Raw genomic sequence first — 22110 nt, 5'->3', positions numbered from 1 at the left:
CTACTTCTTTGTCAAGCTATCAAGATTTTTACCCATTCTCATCAAAAAGTCCTCGATTGCTTTTTTATTATTTTCTAAATTTTCTTCTAATATTTCTTCTTCGATTATTCTTAAAAGATCTCCTATAATCTTTCCTTGAGGATAGCCCATACTTATAAGGTCATTTCCGTCAATAGCTAGCTCTGACCTTTTCTTAGGTATATTATCTTTTAAGACTTCGGTAAGTATTTCTTCTCCAAGATCTATGTTACTAGTATCAGGATGTTTGGTCGAAAGTATGTCCGCCCTTTGTAGGTCAAATAATTGCCTAAGATTGCCTTCACCTAGTCTTCTAAGAAGCTTTCTGATAGACTTTTTCGTGTAAGTATTGGAACAGTCCATATGTCTTTTGACAAGGCTTGTCGCATCATCTATGAATTTATTGGAAAATTTTAGTTCCTTAAGCCTTTTCCTTAACATCTCTTCTGAAAGATTCTGGTGGCCGAAGAATCTTCCCTCTCCTCTTTCATCTAGGAAAAATGTATAGACCTTGCCCACATCGTGGTAGAGGGCAGAAAATCTTACGGCAAGATCTGCCGGGCTTTTATCAAGGACCTTAAGACTATGATTGTAGACATCATCAGAGTGATAACTCGAATGTTGGTCAAAGCCTACCGTTCTTTTCACTTCAGGGAAAATTTCAGCTAAGAGCCCTACTTCATCCATAAGCCTTATCCCACTGGAAGGAGTGGCTGAAGTGAGGATTTCACTTAATTCACTGGCTATCCTCTCCTGGGATATGGAATTAATCTTATTGGCATTTTCCCTAATAGCTTCCTTGAGGGATTCTTCTATAGTAAAGCCCAAGCGGTTGGCAAAACGCACCGCCCTAAGACTTCTTAAGAGGTCTTCATCTATTCTTTCTCTAGCATCTCCCACAGCCCTTATGACTTTCATCGATAGGTCATCACGACCCCCAAAAGGATCTATTATCTCTCCCTGGTCAAAGGCCATAGCGTTTATGGTAAAGTCTCTTCTTTCTAGGTCATCTATCAGATTATCAGAAAATCTAACTTCTGTAGGATGTCTCCCGTCCCTATAGGCACTTTCCTTTCTAAAAGTTGTAATCTCGAAGGCTTCTCCTTCTATTATGACTTTGATTGTCCCAAATCTCTTTCCAATATCTATAAGCTTAAAGTCCCTAAAGACTTCCTCGATCTCTTCTGGCCTTGCATCAGTTGTGATATCTATATCAGAAACTTCCCTAGAAAGAAGGCTGTCTCTAACAGCTCCTCCCACAGGAAAAGACTTAAAGCCAGCCTCTTTTAATCTTTCTATTATATTTTCATAATTAATCTTTGTCTTAAGTCTCATTACTTTTCTTTTCTTCCTACTTCTATCTTGTAGGATACAGGATCTTTCCCATCATAGAGACTTACTCCGTCAGGAAGATTGAGCTTGATCTCACCATTCTTATCAGATTTAAGCTCGCTAATATTTACAGGATAAGTCTCGATTTGATCTACCGACTTAAGAGCCCCGCTATCTCCCTTTAGGACACATTCCTTCTGAGATAGACTTATATTTTTAATATCGAAGCCCACAGCTGGCTCACCATAATAACTCATTTTTATGGGAACTCTCTTAGTTTCCTCTGCCCTAAAGGAAATATTTATATCATCATTTGACTTCTCTATTCCTGTAACTTCCTTGCCGTCCTTATCCAAAATATGGATATCTAGATTATGGATTTTTCCATCTAGATAGCTTTCCTCATCAATATTTACTTCAACTCTATCGATCTGATTTATTGCTGATACAGGTCCTTTGACTGTGACTTCCTTGATTGACTGTTCGTTAATCTCTACAGACCTTCCGTCCTTGAGGCTATCCTTTATCACGATATTAATAGGCAGGGACTTTTCCACCTTCTTTTGGACATTGATATTGATTGAAGGAGGATCTACCATGGAAATCCCAACCCCACTTGGTGTATCTACCTTAACCCCAACAGATTGAATTCCTTCCTTTACATCCTTAACGTCAATACTTGCTTGGATGTCGTTTTGCTTGGTTCCGACAATCTTATCCCTAGTGCCCTCAACTCTGATATTGACATTACTTGCCTCATCGAGACCTATAATTGTATAGCCCCTAGCTTCTAGAGCGTCCTTGTTTTGGACAAGGATAGGAACATTCCTAAAGGTCCTATTTACAGAAGGGTTAGTCGAAGTAACTACAAAAGCCCACATGACAATGGCAAGTATAACCGATAGGACTATCAATTGCACATCATTTTTCTTTTTCATTTACCTCTCCCTTCTTCTCTTTCTTCAATAGATCATCAGTATTTACAAGCTCATTTTTAAGTCTAATCCTAAGGCTTTCCTCATCAAAATATCTATTAATCTTGCCATTTTCTGCAACAGAAATATTTCCTGTCTCTTCTGATACAATGACCACAAGACAATCGCTCTTTTCAGAAATCCCAATAGCTGCCCTATGTCTTGTACCAAGCTCCTTGGCTATAGTATTTGAAGAAGACAAAGGCAAGTAGCAAGCTGCTGCAGCGATAGTATTTTTTCTAATAATCACAGCCCCATCATGAAGGGGAGTGTTGGGAATAAAGATATTGATAAGAAGCTCTGAAGAGATATCACTATCAAGCTTGGTCCCACTTTCTATAATATCAGAAAGACCAACTTCCCTTTCCAAAACCACAAGAGCTCCTATCTTTTGCCTAGAAAGAGAGCTCATAGCAGAAACTAGCTCATCTATACTTCTCTCATCCCTCTGGATCTTTTCACTAGAAAACAAACTCCTACCCCTACCGAGCCTTTCAAGAGCACTCCTAAGCTCTGGCTGAAAGACAACTATGATAAAGACTAGGGCAACTGTCAAGAATTGATTCATCACCCAAGAGACTGTATTAAGATTTAGAATATCCGCAATAGAGGCGAAAAACAAAACAAAAATAAGCCCTTTAAGCACCTGTTCAGCCCTGGTGTTTCTTAGAAGTGAGAAAAGTTTATAAATAACAAAGGCAACAATTGCAATATCAATAATATCCGTCACCCTAATCAACATCAAAGACGTAATAATATTTTCCAAAAAATTCATACTTCCTCCTTCTATTAATGTACTATTTAACAGGCTTATTGGTAGGAAGAAGATAAATTATTTTTTTACTATTAGAAATTCCAAGCACTATCCCAAACAAGGCTCCTAAAGAAATCCAGTATGAAAGTTTCTTAGTATCTTTATCCATATTTACCTCCTATTATCATATTTTAATTTACGATAATAATTTGCTTAGCGAAACAATATATCAATTCTATATTAATCTATTGGATCATTTTCCTTTGTAGTAGTTTATTTATTTTTCCCTTCATTAACCTAACATTAATAATTTATAGAACAATAATTCTTTTTATTTAAGTAAAATATCTATTAGCCTTTATCTATTATATGAAAACCTTTCTTGATGTATTTTTGAAAAATATTCGGTAGAATATTAGAAGGAGGTCCTATGAAGAACTTAGAAGTATGCGGCGGTTGCAATGCCAAGATTGCCGCAGGTAATTTGGATAAATTATTAAAGGATATTACACCCTACAGAAGGCACGATGTCCTAGTTGGCTTCGACAAGAATGACGATGCTGCAATTATCGACATCGATGGCGAAACTTGCGTGATCCAGACCCTGGATTTTTTCCCTACTATGGTCGAAGATCCCTATCTATTTGGTCAAATCGCTGCTGCCAACGCCCTAAGCGATGTCTACGCTATGGGAGGAGAGGTCATATCTGCCCTTAATATCGTGACATTTCCCCTAGAAGAGGACTTCGCTATCCTCAAAGAAATCCTCCGTGGAGGTAATGATAAGGTCAGTGAGGCCAAGGCAAGCCTAACCGGTGGCCATTCAATCCATGATAAGACCATCAAGTATGGCCTTTCTGTCACAGGTAAGGTCAAAAAGAAGGAAATTCGGGAAAATAATACGCCAAAAGATGGGGACGTAATCCTTCTTACGAAAAAAATCGGCACAGGGCTAGTTACTGCAAACTTTGCCCAGGGGCTCGTAAGTGATGAGGACTTTGAAGCTTGCACAAGGCAGATGGCGACTCTCAATAAATACGCCAGGGATATCTTCGTCAAATATCAAATCCACGCAGCGACTGATATTACAGGCTTTGGCCTTTTGGGCCATCTTTCAGAAATGGCAGGGAATGACTTTACTATAATCCTTGAAAGCGCCAAGGTCCCAGTCCTATCTCCTGCTAAAAAGCTTGCCGCTGAGTTTCTCTATACTTCTGGTGGGCAAAATAACAGAAACTACCTCGAAGGCGATGTAGAGTTTATGATAGATGATTTTGCCATGGAGGAAGTCCTCTTTGATCCGCAGACATCAGGCGGCTTGTGCATTTCGGTAAGTCCAGAAGAAGCAGATAAGATAATCACAGACTTTAGGGAAAATAATTTGGAAATCTATCAAATAGGTCAAGTTAAAAGGAAAAGATCTTACAAGATAATCGTAAAATAAAGGAGCTATTATGAAAAAAATTGATTGTTTAGGCAAAGTTTGCCCAATACCAGTAATTGAAACAAAGAAGTTAATCAAGGAAAATCCAAAAGAAGTAGACTTCGAAATCCTAGTAGATAACGAAGTAGCAACTCAAAATCTCGCCAAGATGGCCAAGGAACTTAAAATAGAAGCATCTTCTGAGAAAATCGAAGACGGAATCTACAGGGTAAGTCTTAAGAAAAACTCCCAAAGCAAAGAAGAAGTATCAGAAGGGGAAAATAAAATCGATAGCTCTTCCTATGTTGTAGCAATCTCTGATGATAGGATGGGTAAGGGCGATGAGGACTTCTCAAAAAGCCTACTCGAAGGTTTCATCTATGCCCTTACAGAACAAGATAAACTTCCAGAAAAGGTCATTTTCTACAACAGAGGAGTCTTCCTTACAGCAGCAAATGAAAAGACCATAGAAGACCTCAAGACCCTCGAAGAAAAAGGCGTAGAGATCCTATCTTGTGGACTTTGCCTGGGAAATTACAAGCTAAAAGAAAAACTTGCTGTAGGAGAGATTACAAATATGTATAAGATTGTCGAAATCCTAAGAAGCTATCACACAGTTAGTCCATGCTAGGAGAAGATTTCGTACTTTTCTCCTTCGAGAAATTCGAAGACCCGGCAGCCGCCCTCGATAAGCTAAAGAATTTCGATAAGGCAAGACTAATCCCCTTGCCTCCAGAAATCGATGCTGGCTGTGGCTATGCTTTAAGAATAAGAGAAAAAGATTTGACTAAGGCCCTAGCCATCCTAGAGGAAAGTGATTATGATGGGATTTTCCTCATGGAGCGAGATAAAAATGGGAGGAGGGTAATTTCTTCATATGTATTTTGATAACGCTGCTACGACTATCCACAAGCCCAAGGCTATGACAGATAAGCTAGTTGAAGTAATTTCTTCTGGAAATTACGGCAATCCATCAAGGTCAGGCCACATGCTTTCTCAAAACTCCATGATGGCAATCTTTGATACGAAAAAGTCCCTGGCTAGGCTTTGCCATATAGAAAATCCCTCAGATATCCTCCTTACAGCAAACGCCACCTTCGCCCTAAACTTTGCCATCAAGTCCTTGGTAAACAAGGATGACCACATCATCACCTCGACTACAGAACATAACTCTATCCTCCGCCCCCTCTATCAAACGGGAGCTGATATTTCCTTTGTAGACTTTGATGAGAATTACGAGCTTAAATACCAGAGCCTTCCCAAGCTTTTAAGAAAAAACACGAAATTTCTCGTCATAAATTCCGCATCAAATCTTTTAGGAGATGTAAAGGACCTGGATAGGGTCTATGATTTTGCCAGAGAAAACGAGCTACTAATGATAGTAGATTGTGCCCAAAGCCTGGGCCTTATCGATATCGATATGGGAAAATACGAAAACTCACTCTTTGCCTTTACAGGACACAAATCCCTTTACGGGCCAAGCGGGACCGGCGGACTAATCAAAAACGGAAACTTTCTTTTCGCTCAAGTATTTGCCGGAGGTAGCGGGATAGATTCTTTCAGGGAGACCATGCCCCCTTCCTTCCCCCAAATATTTGAAGCAGGAACGGCCAACTTCCTAGGTCAAATCGCCCTAAAGGCAGGAGTCGACTTCATCCTAGATGAGGGCATTGATAAGATAAATAAAAAAGTAAGAGAGCTTGCAAGTAGATTTTACCGAGGGATTGAAGAAATCCCTGACCTTAAGTTCTACTCCAAGGACCCAGACTGTCTTAAAACAGGCCTAGTTTCTTTTAATATTGGAGATATCTCCTCAGATGAAATCTCCCTCATCCTCGATGAGGACTACAATATCCAAACAAGACCCGGTTCCCATTGTGCTCCCCTAATCCATAGGCATTTTGCTACTGAAAAACAGGGGATAGTGAGATTTTCCTTTTCTTACTTCAACACAAATGAGGAAGTCGATAGGGCAATCCTAGCCCTAAGAGATATATCCCAAATATACAAATAGGGCCAGCAGATTTAATCCGCCAGCCCTTTTAATTTTTTTATTATTTTTTCTGTATAATTTCAATCTTGTATCCATCTGGATCTGTTACGAAAAAGTACTTATCTGAATTATCGCTTAGGCCTCTAAGTTCTGTAACCTCATAGCCCTTATCACTTAACTCTTTTCTAAAAGACTTGATATCTGGGTGTGAGATTGCTATATGGCCGTATCCATTTCCTAGGTCGTAAGCTTCTTCTTGGTCGTAATTGTAGGTTAGCTCCAATTCGTAATCAGGTGAAGCAGGAAGCTTTAGGTAAACAAGGTCGAATTTCTTGTCTGGAAATTCCTTTCTTCTGCTTTCAACAAAACCCAACTCTTCTGTATAAAACTTATAGGACTTATCAAGGTCCTTAACTCTAATCATAGTGTGTAAAAATTTCATATATCCTCCTAGTCTATTTATAACCAAAAGAGAGATTATTATTCACTTAGCTTTTTAGACTTACTTTTTCTGTAGGTCCGCAATAAATTCTTCTAGTTTTTTCATGTCTTTCTTCTTAAAATATTCGACAAAACAAGTTCCATGCGCCTTAATAGTAAGCTTAATTCCTGCCTTCTTTTCCTCTAAGCTTATATCCTTGACATCGCTTAGCTTTATAAGGAGCAGAAGGGGATTGGCTCCATTCATTAGGACAAAGCCATCTTTTCTTACTCCTTGACTTAGGATATTGCTTAGGAGAAGAATGATTGTCGATAGGGCTAGGATTAATCCAAATAAACTTCCATCCTTTTTCCCAGCCATTATAAAGATCAAAATAGAATAGGCTCCTATAATAATTAGAAAAGTCGCCTTGATTTTAATTCTAATTTCATTCGAATAGCCCAACCTAAAATTATAAAAACTTCCTATAAGGAAGGCTATTAGCATTATTACCTTTAGCATTTTAGTGGAGTTTCTGGATTTCACCAGTCTTTTTATTTTTAATCATCAAAATCTCTGCCATGATTGAAATTGCAATCTCTTCTACAGAACCATTGTCTAGATCAAGTCCTATAGGAGTGTAGATTTTATCCAAGTCTTCTCTCTTAAATCTAGCTTCTTCAAGTTCCTTAAAGACTCTTACGACCTTGGCCTTTGAGCCAATCATTCCTAGATAGTGGAAGTCCTTTCCTATGATTTCCCTAAGGGCCTTGGAATCATGGGCGTGTCCTCTAGTGCAAAGGACTATATAGGTCTTGTCCTTATCGAAGTCTATTTTACCTACTGCTTCCTCGATTGGAGATGTCATATATTCCTTGATTTCACTAAAGTCGGGACTATCCTTAAACTCACTTCTATCATCTATTACTGTAACTTCAAAGTTAGTCTTTGTAGCAATCCTCGCTAGCTTCTGGGAAATGTGGCCTGCGCCAAAGATTACAAGGCGATTGGCTGCCTTGAAGTATTTTACAAATCCTCTCGAATCTCCCCCGCAGCTCATCTTGAGCTCTCCATTTTGGGATAGATTGTAGTCAAACTCGAAGGATTCTCCCTTAGCAAAGCCTTCCATACACCTTCTTATGACATCAGCCTCAATTTTGCCTCCGCCGATTGTACCAAAGGACTTACCAGCTGATGTAACAGCCATTAGGGAGTTATCTTCTCCAGGAGTAGAGCCCTTGTTTTCTATCAAAAATACCAGGGCTGCATCCCTTCCCTTTTGGTTTTCTTCGTAAATTTTCTCTAAAATATCTGCCTTCATAGCCCCTTCCTTCTTTTCATTATGAGAAGTCCCTCGAGACTCCCTCCACCGATTAGCCTAGCCTTATCAGAAATAGTCCCCACATTACGAGGAATCACTCTTGGGTCGACATCTCCGACCTTCATCCCCTTAGTCACTTGGATTCCCTCATTGATCATACCACGAACCATTCCGTCAAGGCCAGCGTAGATTTCCTTACCATCTACTAGGGCAACAGGCTCGCCCTCTTTTACAACTGAACCTAAATCTTTTAGGATATGAAGCCTACCATCTGAAACAGATCTTAGGATTCTTTCTGTCGTAAAGCCGTTGATATTGCCAGGATTACCGGTATTTAGGGCGGCAGGTCCTTCAAATATCAGTCTACCCAAATCGTGGCCCCTATTGGTTTCTATGACTAAATCCACGTCTTCACCTGCGATAAAACCAGGTCCAAGTCCTATGGTAATGGGAGCCATGTCCTTCTTGGTGCCGAGGTTTTTCTTGGCAAGAATCCCATCTATCACACAGATAGGCTCCATCTCTTCTATGAATCTTCCCTTAGGGTCAATTGTTACAGCAATCTTATCTTCTGCAAAGGCTTTTTTTATTTCGGATTTATTTTCACAGTAAATAGCTTCTATATCTTCGATCTTTATTTCTCCCTCAAAGATCGCTTGGGCTACTGCGACATTTCTTCTGATACAGGTTGGTCTTTCGATTTCTAGGACCAAGACGTCAAAGCCAACTCTCTTAAGCTTCTGGATAGTCCCTGTTGCGACATCTCCTCCGCCCCTTACTATTACGAGATTCTTATTCATGATCACGCCTTAAATTCTCGTAGGCTTCTATGGTATCAATATCCAATAGTTCGTATTCGTTTTCTATTGGGACCTTGTTAGTCTTACCGTCTTTGGCGAAGATCATGCCTCCCTGGTCGGCTTCAAGGCTTAAAAGCTTATCCCTGTAGCTAGCAGGAAAGATCACTGGCGCTCCCCTTCTCATCCCTACGACAGGATAGGTCATAAGCTTAGTTTCCTTAAAGGATTCGATTAGTTTGTCGCAAGTTTCTTTCCTAAGAAGGGGCTGATCTGCCACAAAAAACATCATGTTGGCATCTTCATCAGTCTCCCTTACACCGAGTTTTATTGATGAAGATTTGCCGATCTCATTATCAGTATTACAAATAGCCACAAAGCCTCTAGACCTTGCATCTTCTAGGATCTCATCGTAGGAAGTGGCAACTATAACCTCATCAAATCCGACTTCCTCCAAGAGATCTAGAGTATGTTCGTAGATTTTCTTTCCCTTAAATTCTAGCATCAGTTTGTTTTCTCCCATCCTTCTAGATAGGCCTGAGGCCATTAGTATAGCATTAATTTTCATAAAACTTTCCCTCCTTGATCGATCCATAGGATAATTTAATATCAGGAAAATCAAAATCCTCCCTGATCTTTCGGACATTTGCAAAGTCCTTCTCGCTTTCTACCTGGTTTAGGAAAAAATATTTCCCTCCATCAAATCCCTTGTAGAAGCCCTTATCATAAGCGATTAGTCTTCTTATCATCTTAGAATCTATGATACCAGTCCCTATATTTTTTGAAAAGCCCTTATAATTATAAGTAAAATCTTCCTTAAGCTCACGTCCAATGATTTTAATAGGCAAAACCCCTATAACTTTTGTCGTAAAGTCATAGATTACAGGCTCGTAATCATACCAAAACTTAAGAGGAAGATTCCTACAACCGTCTGCTTCTATCAAGACATAATCAAAATCATCAAGAACTTTCTTAAGATTATCACATCCCAGGCTTTTTAGCTTCCCCTTGCCTGAAACTTCCTCTCCCAAACATACTATCCTCTCTGACTTATTATTTACATAAGAATCAAAGGAAGTATAGGTCCTATAGCTTGGATCTTTAGGAAGGGCGATTTTAGTTGAAGTCGTCATAAGGACCCTACCCTTTTTGGACAAGCTAAGGGCAAGATAAGTCATTAGACTCGTCTTGCCCCCAGATCCTGTTATTGAAATTATATCATTTCTTTGAATATCAAATATTTCTTCTATTTTAAGCATCAAATTTCTTCCTTGGCTTGCTATAAGCCGTATCAACCATTGGGAAATCGCGTCTTAGGACTCCGTCAAGCTTGTAATAGGCTCCTTGGGCTGCTGGAGCAATTGGAATTGTAGCGATCTCTCCTACTCCCTTGGCACCAAAGGCCCTATCTAGTAATTCATCGTCTGGCTTACTTACAAAGACAGTCTCTATTTCTGGAATCATTGGCGCTCTCCAAAGGCCAAGCGTTCCGTATTTGGCCTTAACCTTGGATCTATCTAGCTTGAAGTTTTCTGTAAGGGCGTAGCCTAGACCCATTACAATTCCTCCCTCAAGCTGACCTTCGATTGCCTTAGGATTTATGACCTTGCCAGCATCAGTTGCGGCAAAGACTTTTCTAATAGTCCCGTCATCATTTAATATTACCACATTTGTAGAAAAACCGTAAGCGATGTGGCTTACTGGATTTTCCTTTTCTGAGCCCAGTGGATCTGTAGGATCGAAATATTCATGGAAATATTCCCTGCCATTAAGGTCCCTTATATCATTAGCATCGTCTAAGTCCTTCTTAAGCTTTTCAGAAACTTTCTTTATGGCTTCACCAGAGATCAAGGTCTGACGAGATCCTGATGATGTACCGGAATCTGGTGAGTTAGCTGAGTTTGGATGGATGATCTCAACTTGATCTGGACGTAGACCTAATATGTCTAGGACCATTTGCTTAAAGACAGTTTGTGCTCCTTGGCCCAAATCACTTGCCGCACAATATACTCTCACTAATCCATCTTCAACAACAATCTTGGCCCTACCCTTATCAGGAAGGCCTACACCAACTCCAGCGTTTTTCATAGCGCAAGCAATACCAGCCCTGTCTTCGTTTTCTTCAAAGATTTTCTTAGCTGCCTCTAGAGTTTCGACAAGGGCTGTAGAAGAGTCTGCAATCTGTCCATTAGGAAGGACCTCGCCAGGTCTAATGGCATTTTTGTATCTTATTTCCCAAGGAGAAATGCCTACCTTTTCTGCCAAGAGATTGATATTGCTCTCGAAGGCAAAGTTCGATTGGCAAACTCCAAAGCCTCTGAAGGCTCCTGCTGGAGGGTTGTTCGTATAATATCCATAGCCATCAATTTCGGTGTTTTCGTAATGATAAGGTCCTACAGAGTGGGTACAAGCACGCTCAAGAACTGGTCCACAAAGGGAAGCGTAGGCTCCTGTGTCCATCTTAATCGTAGCCTTCATAGCAAGGAAGTTTCCCTCTTCGTCACAACCTAGCTTGAAGATTCCAACCATTGGGTGTCTTTTCGGATGGAACTTCAAGGATTCGTCACGACTAAACTTAATCTTGACCCTTTCCTTAAATTTGTAAGCTGCAAGAGCTGCAAGATGCTGGCAAGATACGTCTTCCTTACCACCAAAGGCTCCGCCAATTAGCTTATTTTCTACCACAACTCTTTCTGGCTGATCTTCCCAGCCAAACATTATAAGGGTCTCTTTTCTAGTATCATAAACCGATTGGTCTGTGGTATAGATCTTTACCCCATCTCCCATTGGCTCAGCAATTGCACATTCTGGCTCGAGGAAGGCATGCTCGGTAAAAGGAGTCGTGTAGGTCTCTTCTACTATATACTTACACTTCTTGAAGGCTTCTTCCGCATTACCACGGCTGACGTGTCTTTCTTGGCAGATATTACCTGTAGGATGGATGAAAGGAGCTTCTGGATTTTCTGCTTCTTCGATAGAAGAAATTGGCTCTAGCTCTTCGTATTCTACTTCAACTAATTTTTTAGCCTCAGCAAGGACCTTATCATTCTCCGCAACCACAAGACAAAGTGCATCTCCTTCATATCTTGTGATATCCCCCTCTTCAATAAAGACATCCCAATCTTGGAAGATATGGCCTACCTTGTTGTTTGGCACATCTTCAGCAGTTAGGACTCCTATTACTCCAGGAAGGGCCTCCGCCTTAGTCGTATCTATCTTAAGGACCTTGGCTCTTGGGAACTTACTCCTAATAGCAGATCCTACTTTCATATCATCAAAGATCATATCATCGACATATTCGCCTATACCTAAGACCTTGTCGTGGGCATCGATTCTTATAAATTCATCTCCAACCTTAACCCTATCCTTTTCATCTGTAGTAATTTCGATATTGCCATTTATGATTTCTGAAGCAAGCTTAATACCCTCGATGATTTTGACATATCCTGTACATCTACAGATATTTTGCTTGATGCCTGCCTTTATCTCATCCTCGCTAGGATTTGGATTCTTTCTAATGATAGCAGCCCCGCTCATCACCATGCCTGGTGTACAAAAACCGCATTGGACCGCTCCTGCCTTAGAGAAGGCATGGACAAAGGCCTTCTTCTCAAGTTCTGTAAGTCCCTCTATGGTAAGGATTTCCTCATCCTTAAGCTTAGAAAGCTTCTGGGTACAAGAAAGCTTCTTGCTATCTCCAACAAGGACAGTACAAGTTCCGCAAGCACCTTGGGAACAACCGTCCTTCACTGATGTAATATGTAAGTCATCACGCAAAAACCTAAGAAGAGTCTTATCCTCATAGGTCTCGTATTTTTTGCCATTTATCTTAACAATTATAGGATCTGTATCCTTAATCCTATCTCCTACCAATATATTTGTCATAATTCACCTAAATAAACTTTCTATCTATAAATTTCCCTCGGCCCCTCTCGCCGTAGTTCTTACCATCTTCCAAAATCACTTGACCCCTTGCTATAACAAGCTTTACCTTAAAGTCAGACTCAAAGCCCTCATAGGTCGTATAATCGCAAGCAGAATGCCTATTTTCCTGGCTAATCGTGTAAGTCTTCTTATCAAATACAACAAGGTCCGCATCCTTATCGACTTCGATACTTCCTTTCTTATAAGAAAGACCGAAAATCTCGCTAGGATTTGTACAAAGTAAGTCCACTAACCTTCCTGGCTTGATCCCCCTGCGGATTCCCTCTGTAAGGACAACTTCCATCCTCTCCTCGATTCCTGGAATCCCTCCAGGAGCATTTAGGAAATCATCCTTGTAAGGAAGCTTCTCGCTTTCGTAATAGAAAGGACAGTGATCAGTTGCGATCACATCAACAGTCCCATCAGCTACTCCCTCCCACAAGGCTTCTACATCCGTATCTTTCCTAAGAGGAGGAGCACAAATGTATTTGACCCCTTCGCTTGGGCCGCCTTCCTCATACTTCTTGTCCGTATAGGTCAAATATTGGGTACAAGTCTCGCAGTAGAGGTTCTCCACTCCACGTTTTCTCGCATTTCTAATCTCTTCAAGGCCTAGCTTTGAAGAAGTGTGGACTATATAAAGTTTAGGAAAACCAGCAAGCTCGCTTAAATAAATAAGCCTATTAATAGCTTCTGCTTCTGCTTCGGAAGGTCTAGTCTTGGCGTGAAAAATTGGAGCGAGATTCTTAGCCTCTTCCGCCTCTTTCCTAAGCTCAGCTATCATGCCATCGTTTTCACAATGAACACAAACTACCGTTCCAGTCTCCTTAGCTTTTCTAAGAACCTTAAGCATCTTATCATCATCGAGCTTGCCTCCATAAGTCGTATAAATCTTAGTAGAAACAATCCCTTCATCAAAAAGCTCTTCCATCTCATCAAGAATGGCATCACTTGCCTTTTGTATAGCTCCATGGAAAGAATAATCAATCACAGCAGCTCCTTCTGCCATCTTGTGATACTTGTCGATCATCTCCCCCACAAGAGAATCTCTTGGACCAAAGGCTATATGATCTACAATAGAAGTAGTCCCGCCGAAGCTTGCCGCCCTAGTTCCAGTATAGAAATCATCAATCGAAATAAATTTACCCAAATCCAGAGACAAATGTGTATGGACATCCACCCCACCAGGCAAGGTAAGGAGATTCTTACAATCGATCACCCTATCGGCACTTCGATTAATATCGTCACTGATCTCACTTATCTTCTCATCATCTATATAAATATCACGAAGGACGTAATCTCCTTCTTCTATAATCTTTGCATTTTTAAGTAAAATACTCATCCTAACTCCTAAAGTTATAACATGTAACATATCACGTTTATAGTCAACCCATAAGTTAACGTTTACACTTATATATATTTTAACATAAAATTAAGAGAAATATAAGGGGAGATGGGAAAAATTTGGATTATTCTAGAATAATTTAGAAAATATCCTTATTTCTTCTTAGTCAAAATCAAAACAAAGAAGACTAAAAGATTTGCCAAAATTTCTTGGAAAATAAAGGAAAATAAAAACAAATCACAAATTAAAAAAGGCTTTTTACGCTGTAGACCTCTCACTTAGTCCTCTCAAAGCCGGACGGGCTTTTTTCGAGCTGGCTGAAAGAGGAATTTTTAATAAAAACATAGTATGTGATAAGAGATATCTCGACTACGCTCGGCACTAGGATAGTGAAAAAAAACGAAGTTTTCTCTCTTCTTCCCTTGCTTCGACCTTCCTCCTCCCTTACCTCGATCGAAGCGGAGAGGTCTCTCACACTTACTGATTTTAAAACAACAAGGTATATACTTGAGATAAACTCAAACAGAAGTTACGCCATCTCTACAGAAGGAAACTGCGAGATCCACTATCCATGGAGACAAGTAGATATAAAAATCCAACTTATCTATGTAAATAAATAATAGCCAATTATAAAAATCAGTCCTAGTATAACTAAGACTGATTCTTATAAAAAACTTAAAAAACATTTATATACTTATCTCTTAAACCTATGTTTCATTGAGTTTGCTATTCTTACTAAAAGCAGCATTACCGGTACCTCTACCAAAACTCCTACCACAGTTGCAAGGGTTGCACCAGATGATAGGCCAAATAGTGAGATAGCAACAGCTACGGATAATTCGAAGAAGTTAGATGCTCCTATCATTCCACATGGAGCAGCTATAGAATAAGGTAGCTTAGCAAGGTATGCCATGCCAAAGGTTATAGCAAATATAAGGAAGGTTTGAAGTATAAGTGGTACTGCTATAAGAGCTATATTTAGAGGTTGGTCGATAATTTTCATCCCTTGGAATGAGAATATAATTATCAAAGTTAGTAATAACCCAACCATAGTATACTTATCAAATGATGGGATAAATACATTATTTAAGTAATCTTCACCCTTATTTTTTATTACACGCCTTCTTGTTAAGATACTAAATATAAGAGGCACTACTATAAATAGTACGATTGATAAAAGTAGGGTCCCCCAAGGTATATTGATATTGCCCCTCTTTAGTAAGAAGCTTACTATTGGAATATAGGCCAATAGCAAAATTAAATCATTGCTCGCCACTTGAACTAGGGTATAGGCACTATTACCTCTTGTTAACTTACTCCAAACAAATACCATGGCCGTACATGGAGCTGCTCCTAATAAAACTGCTCCTGCTAGGTACTCTGATGCTAGATCTCCACTAATGATATTTTTGTAAATACCAAAGAAAAATAATCTAGCTATTAGATACATAGTAAAGGGTTTGATAATCCAGTTGGCAATCCAGGTTATAAAGAGTCCCTTAGGATTGTTTTTGATATTTTTTATACTATTAAAATCAATCTTTAACATCATTGGATATATCATGATCCAAAGAAGTATGGTTGTTGGAATAGATACATTGTAAAACTCAAACTCTCCCAAAGTCTCTGGAATAGCAGGTATAAAGCGTCCAATTAAAACACCTATAACCATGCATATCAAGACCCAAAATGTAAGATTTCTTTCAAAAAAGCTTATATCTTCTTGTTTTTTCATTAAGCTAACTCCTCATCTATTTCACTGATTAAGTCCTTTAATTTTCCTTCGATTTCGTCTATTACCTTGACAAACTCTTCGTCAGACTTACCAGTAGGGTCTTCTATTCCCCAGTCATACTTTTTGTATTTAAATGGAAGGAATGGGCATACCACATTGCAACCCATAGAGATGACATAGTCAACCTCTGGTAGGTCATCTATAAGTTTGGAATACTGGCTTTCTTCCATATCAATCCCGTGTATTTCTTTCATAAGCCTTACTGCATCTTGGTTTATCTGAGGGACTAGCTCAGTTCCTGCAGAATAGAAATCTATTTTATCTCCATCAAATTTCTTGCCAAGGGCCTCAGCTATCTGAGACCTGCAAGAATTGTGAACGCATATAAAGGCAACTTTTGTTTTTTCTGTCATATCTACCTACTTAATTAATTTATCTAAACTAGATCCCTTAATCTCATCACTTGACCATGGGATTATTGTGAAGTTTCCGTCTGTACGATCATCAATCTTTTTTATCCATTCTATCTCACTATTAGCCTTGGCTTGTAGAGTCTTGTTCCTAGAGCCAGTCTTATATATAGATGAATTTATAATCCACCACTTGCTATAAATTCCCGCTCTTTTTAGGTCTTCTTCAAGTCTTTGAGACTCATAGAATGGAGTTGGCTCAGCAAGGGTTACAATTAGGACTTCTGTTTCATCACTATTTTTTAGTCTAGGGAGAAGTTTCTTTGCTGATTCTGGGACATTGCCTTGGTTCTTCTCTATCTCTTTGTTATAGGATTCTGTAGAATCTAGGAGCAGAAGTGTATGTCCTGTTGGGGCTGTATCGATTACAACAATCTCATCATCTGCTCTATCAACCACATCCGCAAAGGCTCTAAATACAGCAATCTCTTGGGTACATGGTGATCTTAAATCTTCTTTTATATACTCCAAGTCTTCATCAGACATGGTTTTTCTAGCATTTTCTAGAACTTCTTCTTGGTATTTTTTAAGCTCTTCTTCTTCATCTATATGGCTTATAGTTAATAAGTCGTCTTCACGAATCATACCAGTCAAGTGGTTAGCTGGATCGGTTGTAGTTAGATGGACCTTCTCTCCCTTAGCGGTAAGGCCCTTGGCGATAGCAGATGCCATCGTGGTCTTTCCTACACCGCCCTTTCCCATGGTAAAGATAACTTTTTTCTTATTCTTATATAAGTCATCTATAATATCTTTTAGCCTTGGAATTTCTCCTATATTAAGGTCTACATCACTAGTATTTTCCTTATCCTCAACCAGAAGGGATCTTAAATTTTCGATACTGTTTAAGTTGTATCCCCTAAGTGGAATAAAGAAAGTTTTAAGATCCTTAATGCCTTCTGGCATCTTATCTAAAGATTCTTTTTGCTTTTTATAAAAAGCTTCTGATACTTCATCATCATGGCCACTTAATAGGCCATTTATGATAAGGATTTGATTGTTAATACCTAATTCTGCGAGCTCGTAAGAGGCTCTATTTGCTTCAAGTAGAGGAGTCTCCTCAGGTCTTGCAACTAATACTAGACTTGTAAGTTTACCATCAGCTAGGGTATCCACAGCATACTTGTATGTTTCCTTCTCATCTTCTAGACCTGATAATTGACCTAGGCATGAAGCTCCGTGGGTGGATTCGCTGATAAAGCTCGTCCAAGCCGAAGGAAGTTGGAGCATCCTTAGGGTGTGGCCTGTTGGTGCTGTGTCAAATATTATATAATCATATTTGTCCTTTAGGTCAGCATCAGTTATAAACTTAGAAAATTCATTAAAAGCAGCTATCTCTACAGTACAAGATCCAGATAATTGCTCTTCCATATTTTCTATTACACTCTTAGGTAACTTTCCTCTGTAGGGACCAACTACACTTTCCTTATACTCATTGGCAGCTTCTATAGGATCTAGGTTGGCTACAGTAAGTCCATCCACACCTTCTATCCTCACACCCTTGTTATCAAGCTCAGTTTCAAAAACATCTTGAAGGTTTGAAGCAGGGTCAGTACTAATTAATAGGACTTCATTGCCCTCATCAGCTAGACTTATTGCACTAGCACAGGCAGTAGAAGTCTTGCCGACTCCTCCCTTTCCTGTGAAAAATAAGTATTTAGTTAAGTCAATTTCCTTGATATCAAATTGTTTCATTTAGACTCACTTTCTTTTCCTTATTGTTATTAGCAGCAGCATCCTCCGCCAGAACAACAAGATCCACTGTCACTATCTGTCTCTTCCTTGGCTTCATCAGCTAAAAATAACATTTCATAGAACTCTTCATTGCTAGGGTACTTGCCCGTCATAACAACTTCATCATCCACTATTACAACTGGTAGGATATCTTCACCCTTTTCTTCTAAGAGACTATTAATAGTTTTGTTTTCCACAAACTCATTAGTATTGTTAGTTAGGTTATATCTTTCAATGCTAGCTCCACTTTTAGTAAGCTTATCAACTAGGCTAGACACTCTCATAAGTTCCTCATCTGGACTTGGTCCACATACACCTGTTGAACAACACATAGGGCCTTCATATATATACATCTTCTTCATAAAATCCTCCTTAATCTAAGTTCAACCTATATGCGAAAATACATATAGATATATTTAAATACTTCTATATGTTAGAGTAAAAAATATTTGCTTTGGATTTACTCCTTGCAAATACAATCATCTTGAATATGAAATATAAGCTTTAAGCTATCCTCAATCTCATCCAAACTTTCCTTATCTAAAGAGTAGAAAGTATTCTTACCCTCTCTTCTGCTAGTAACAAGCCCCGCTTCTTCGAGCTTTCTCATGTCATAGGATAAGGTAGGCTGAGTAATATCAAATTTCTCAAGTATCTCACAAGCACAAAGCTCATCACAAGATAACATATCAATAATCTTAAGCCTCTTAGGATCAGAAATCACCCTTAGCTTTTTAGATAAATTTTCATAATCAACACTCATAATCCACCTCATATAGAAATATCTCTATATGTTATGGTACCGGGGTATTTGGTTGTGTCAAATGGAAATTAAAATAAAATAGCTTTGGATAAAAGTGAGGAAATATTAAGCAGGTAAAGGTATAGCTAATGAATTTTGGAGTTAATAATAAAAAAACTCCAAATATAGGATAAAATTAAATATAATAATAAACTGGCTTATATAAGAAAGAAAAATAATAAGAAAATTGCGGTAAAACTAGAATCAGAATCTATTAATACAAGCTATTATCTAAAGTGATTACTTCTTAAAACTACACTAATAAATATTTAGGATTATATCAAACAACCTTTACAATACCTTTCTTATGATATAGCTAGTTAAAACTAAGTAATGTTAAAATCTCAAGCTAATGAATCGACTAACTCTAATAAGCATATGGTTTTCTTATAAAAAACCCAGCTAATTAATAACTTTATATAAAAACATCCGGTATAAGACTCCTCCTTAAGATATTACCAAAATTTATACCGGCACAATCTAAAATAATCATTATAAAAACCCACCTACAAGCTTTTATTTATTGGATTGTGGGTGAGTTTATTTTTTATATGATTGATTAGGGTTGAAAATTGCTCTTGAGTTTTGAATAGGGGGAATAAGAAAAGGTAAGAAGTTAATCCTTCCTAATTTTTTTCATTCTAATGATATCTATTTGTGTATATCATGACTTTTAATTAATACTTGCATTATAACATTCTTAACCCATTTATTTATAGACCTAGCATTTTTTAAACCATTAGACTCTGATAATAATTTTGATAAAGTATTTAAGTTTTCTATAATTCTTTTATCTTCATAATCAAGCTTGTTTACAATCTCGCTATAATTAATTAGAACTAATTCTGTTACACTTCCTATGTCTAATGGCTTAAACTCAATAAAATCATCAAATCGACTAAATATAGGTGCACCAACAGTACTCCTTATTTCATCTTCGTTCCTAAAGTTTGAAGTGCATATTATAATACTATTCTCAAGATTAACATTATAATTTTTATCTTCATAAATACCTTCATCAAACATCTGATAAAAAGCTTGATAAAATAATGGATGCATCTTATCAAATTCATCAAATAAAATAACATTACTTTCTCTATTAAGTAAATCACGAGCTAAAGACTTATCTTGAGGAGATGCGCCGAATACATAATTAATTTGATCATTAGTTTGGTTCATAGAAAATTGTTTCCTGAATAGATTCTGATTTAAAATTTTAGAAATAAATTTTGCTGTTTCTGTTTTACCAACACCTGTAGGCCCATATAACATAAGAACTATTGGTTTTCTATTGTTATAACCTTTTACTAAAGAATATAATTGTTTTGCAATGTCATCTCTAGCATCGTTTTGACCTAGAATTTCTTTATCAAAATCAAATCTAAATTTATTGAAATTATCTAGATCAATTTCATTATATTCATAATTGATTATATTATAATCATCCCCAAGAGAGACAATTTGTCTCTCTATTTCTCGAGGCGGATTCTGAATGTAGAGATTTTGTATTCTGTAATTTTTAAATAAAAAATTAAATCCATTTATACCAGCAATTGTTAATAATGAAATTTCAAAAGAATGTACAATTAGTGTTTCATAACTTAAATGATTAAGATATTCAGTATTTGAATTTTTATTTTTATCTCTTAGGTCTTCTTCTTTGAATACTTGCGTTAACGATACAGAATTATTCTTAGGTACGAGTTCCTTAAACGCATTATCCGGTCCATAGAAGATTATATTCATATCTCTCCTTTATAAGTGTTCTTCACAGCAGCTAATATAACATCGTATACATCATATATAGGATTCAAATTACCTTGGTTATTATTATCTATCTCTTCTTTCTCCGCCATTAACGAGTCAGCTACCTCCTTATAGTTTTTCTCTTTTTCTTTTGAATTATTATTTTGTTCAAAGATTTTTTCAAATTTTAAGCTAGTTAAATTCATTTCGCCTACTTTTATTGCATAATATCGTAAATCCATTTTAGTAAGATCTAAGAGAGAATATGAATTTTTAAATGATCCCAGATTAAACCTTAATATACATTTTATATTTGAAGTTCTATCTTGTTTTTCATATGCTATCATTTCATAATAACCTTTTGAATTTCGTAGAGCTTCGTCTAATTTTGAGATATTCACATCGAATTCACCAGCATCAAAATTACCCTCAATAGCACTAAATATCGGTGTCATTATTTTCATATAAGTGATAGAATCCTCGTAAGGCTCAAGATAAATATCTTCAAAGATTTCTACACCTAGCTCTTCTTTATCTAGTTCAATAAAGTCAGTTAGAAGAGTATTTTTAATTACAGTATTAATTAATTCTGAACTCTCACCTGCTTTACTGTAATTTCCACTTATATTGGCCTTTAAATTAAATGGTAATAAGAAATTCAGTATCTTACCTACTGATCCCTTGACACCAAATTCTCCATCACTATCTATCTTAAATACATCTGAGTTTTTATTATCTTGCTGCTGAACTAGCTCAATTTCTCCACCTGACTTAATGTAAATTAAATTTGTAATAGACTCTTCATCAAAATAAATAATTTTGTTCAATTCTTTTTTATTCTCTTCCAAATATCTCCTCCAGTATACTACATATAGTGTATTATTTTGTAACTCTTGTATATTATACTATATATAGTGGTATAAACAAAAATGATTGATTATAAAATATTTAATAAAACTAATTGATAATATGATTTTTGAATTCTTAAATAAAAAATGGCTGCACTCATACATTATTTTTAATATTAACTAGTATTCTGTATATTTCATTTTTCATATGAAAAATGATACAATTATGAACTGACCTCCTTAAGTTAGTTTTTTGGCCTAACTTTATGGGGTCACCTTATATCAATTACTTCTACCGACACGATTTATTATAGACCCAATAAAAAGACGAGATTGCGCTCGCCTTTGATTGTAAGTCTACATTAAAGATTGACTTTATATGACTTATAGCATATATTCAGATAATAGTTAAACTAATGACTAAATCGTAATTTTTCTTTACGGTCTTATAAATAAGAATATCTTTAAATTTCTAT

General features: G+C 37.4%; 23 protein-coding genes. 4 read left to right on the top strand and 19 right to left on the bottom strand.

What is annotated here, in order from left to right:
- Genes APRE_RS02010 through APRE_RS09875 form a run of 4 tightly spaced genes read right to left on the bottom strand, consistent with a single transcriptional unit; the run spans window position 1 to window position 3247 of the window.
- A complete protein-coding gene (locus tag APRE_RS02010) occupies window positions 1–1353 on the bottom strand; it encodes a CCA tRNA nucleotidyltransferase (protein ID WP_015777334.1) in 1353 nt (450 codons plus the stop codon).
- Window positions 1353–2288: a CdaR family protein gene (locus APRE_RS02005; RefSeq protein WP_015777333.1), complete on the bottom strand. Its 936-nt coding sequence runs from the start codon at window positions 2286–2288 to the stop codon at window positions 1353–1355. Before APRE_RS02005 ends, APRE_RS02010 begins: the two co-directional genes overlap by 1 nt.
- On the bottom strand, window positions 2272–3099 hold the full coding sequence (gene cdaA / locus APRE_RS02000; protein WP_015777332.1) for a diadenylate cyclase CdaA: 828 nt from the start codon (window positions 3097–3099) through the stop codon (window positions 2272–2274). Before cdaA ends, APRE_RS02005 begins: the two co-directional genes overlap by 17 nt.
- A gap of 22 nt (window positions 3100–3121) precedes the next feature.
- Entirely contained in the window at window positions 3122–3247 is a 126-nt protein-coding gene (locus tag APRE_RS09875) for a hypothetical protein (protein WP_015777331.1), read from the bottom strand.
- A 261-nt stretch (window positions 3248–3508) separates the two neighbouring features.
- Here APRE_RS09875 and selD point away from each other — a divergent pair, with 261 nt between their 5' ends.
- Genes selD through APRE_RS01980 form a run of 4 tightly spaced genes read left to right on the top strand, consistent with a single transcriptional unit; the run spans window position 3509 to window position 6515 of the window.
- Window positions 3509–4522, top strand: coding sequence for a selenide, water dikinase SelD (selD, locus tag APRE_RS01995; protein ID WP_015777330.1), 1014 nt, complete (start codon window positions 3509–3511; stop codon window positions 4520–4522).
- A gap of 10 nt (window positions 4523–4532) precedes the next feature.
- Complete coding sequence (gene yedF, locus APRE_RS01990; protein WP_015777329.1) at window positions 4533–5132, top strand: sulfurtransferase-like selenium metabolism protein YedF; 600 nt, start codon at window positions 4533–4535, stop codon at window positions 5130–5132.
- Window positions 5126–5389, top strand: coding sequence for a putative Se/S carrier protein (locus tag APRE_RS01985; protein WP_015777328.1), 264 nt, complete (start codon window positions 5126–5128; stop codon window positions 5387–5389). The genes yedF and APRE_RS01985 overlap by 7 nt, the downstream gene beginning before the upstream one ends.
- The gene (locus APRE_RS01980) at window positions 5379–6515 is read left to right on the top strand and encodes an aminotransferase class V-fold PLP-dependent enzyme (protein ID WP_015777327.1); all 1137 of its coding nucleotides are present in this window, start codon (window positions 5379–5381) and stop codon (window positions 6513–6515) included. Before APRE_RS01985 ends, APRE_RS01980 begins: the two co-directional genes overlap by 11 nt.
- Window positions 6516–6555: 40 nt before the next feature.
- Here the strand turns inward: APRE_RS01980 and gloA are convergent, their stop codons facing one another.
- The 15 genes from gloA to APRE_RS01905 form a co-directional block, all read right to left on the bottom strand.
- Complete coding sequence (gene gloA, locus APRE_RS01975; protein WP_015777326.1) at window positions 6556–6936, bottom strand: lactoylglutathione lyase; 381 nt, start codon at window positions 6934–6936, stop codon at window positions 6556–6558.
- A gap of 60 nt (window positions 6937–6996) precedes the next feature.
- A complete protein-coding gene (locus tag APRE_RS01970; RefSeq protein WP_041449676.1) occupies window positions 6997–7437 on the bottom strand; it encodes a hypothetical protein in 441 nt (146 codons plus the stop codon).
- Window position 7438: 1 nt separating this feature from the next.
- The gene (locus APRE_RS01965) at window positions 7439–8236 is read right to left on the bottom strand and encodes an XdhC family protein (RefSeq protein ID WP_015777324.1); all 798 of its coding nucleotides are present in this window, start codon (window positions 8234–8236) and stop codon (window positions 7439–7441) included.
- Window positions 8233–9036, bottom strand: coding sequence for a selenium-dependent molybdenum cofactor biosynthesis protein YqeB (gene yqeB / locus APRE_RS01960; protein WP_015777323.1), 804 nt, complete (start codon window positions 9034–9036; stop codon window positions 8233–8235). Before yqeB ends, APRE_RS01965 begins: the two co-directional genes overlap by 4 nt.
- On the bottom strand, window positions 9029–9601 hold the full coding sequence (locus APRE_RS01955; RefSeq protein ID WP_015777322.1) for a nucleotidyltransferase family protein: 573 nt from the start codon (window positions 9599–9601) through the stop codon (window positions 9029–9031). Before APRE_RS01955 ends, yqeB begins: the two co-directional genes overlap by 8 nt.
- Window positions 9591–10292, bottom strand: a complete 702-nt coding sequence (yqeC, locus tag APRE_RS01950) for a selenium cofactor biosynthesis protein YqeC (RefSeq protein ID WP_015777321.1) — start codon at window positions 10290–10292, stop codon at window positions 9591–9593. Before yqeC ends, APRE_RS01955 begins: the two co-directional genes overlap by 11 nt.
- Window positions 10285–12918: a selenium-dependent xanthine dehydrogenase gene (xdh, locus tag APRE_RS01945; protein ID WP_015777320.1), complete on the bottom strand. Its 2634-nt coding sequence runs from the start codon at window positions 12916–12918 to the stop codon at window positions 10285–10287. Before xdh ends, yqeC begins: the two co-directional genes overlap by 8 nt.
- A 7-nt stretch (window positions 12919–12925) precedes the next feature.
- Entirely contained in the window at window positions 12926–14299 is a 1374-nt protein-coding gene (gene hydA / locus APRE_RS01940; protein ID WP_015777319.1) for a dihydropyrimidinase, read from the bottom strand.
- Window positions 14300–14996: 697 nt separating this feature from the next.
- Entirely contained in the window at window positions 14997–16037 is a 1041-nt protein-coding gene (gene arsB, locus APRE_RS01935; RefSeq protein ID WP_015777318.1) for an ACR3 family arsenite efflux transporter, read from the bottom strand.
- Window positions 16037–16450, bottom strand: a complete 414-nt coding sequence (locus tag APRE_RS01930) for an arsenate reductase ArsC (RefSeq protein ID WP_015777317.1) — start codon at window positions 16448–16450, stop codon at window positions 16037–16039. The genes arsB and APRE_RS01930 overlap by 1 nt, the downstream gene beginning before the upstream one ends.
- Window positions 16451–16456: 6 nt before the next feature.
- Entirely contained in the window at window positions 16457–18199 is a 1743-nt protein-coding gene (gene arsA, locus APRE_RS01925) for an arsenical pump-driving ATPase (RefSeq protein WP_015777316.1), read from the bottom strand.
- A gap of 29 nt (window positions 18200–18228) precedes the next feature.
- A complete protein-coding gene (arsD, locus tag APRE_RS01920) occupies window positions 18229–18600 on the bottom strand; it encodes an arsenite efflux transporter metallochaperone ArsD (protein ID WP_015777315.1) in 372 nt (123 codons plus the stop codon).
- A 98-nt stretch (window positions 18601–18698) separates the two neighbouring features.
- A complete protein-coding gene (locus APRE_RS01915; RefSeq protein ID WP_015777314.1) occupies window positions 18699–19001 on the bottom strand; it encodes an ArsR/SmtB family transcription factor in 303 nt (100 codons plus the stop codon).
- A gap of 690 nt (window positions 19002–19691) precedes the next feature.
- Complete coding sequence (locus APRE_RS01910; RefSeq protein WP_015777313.1) at window positions 19692–20786, bottom strand: AAA family ATPase; 1095 nt, start codon at window positions 20784–20786, stop codon at window positions 19692–19694.
- Window positions 20783–21634, bottom strand: coding sequence for a DUF6414 family protein (locus APRE_RS01905; RefSeq protein WP_015777312.1), 852 nt, complete (start codon window positions 21632–21634; stop codon window positions 20783–20785). Before APRE_RS01905 ends, APRE_RS01910 begins: the two co-directional genes overlap by 4 nt.
- Window positions 21635–22110 lie beyond the last annotated feature (476 nt).

Origin of the sequence: Anaerococcus prevotii DSM 20548 (assembly GCF_000024105.1) — a bacterium.
Lineage (GTDB): Bacteria > Bacillota > Clostridia > Tissierellales > Peptoniphilaceae > Anaerococcus > Anaerococcus prevotii.
This window is presented reverse-complemented; position numbering and strand designations above follow the sequence as displayed.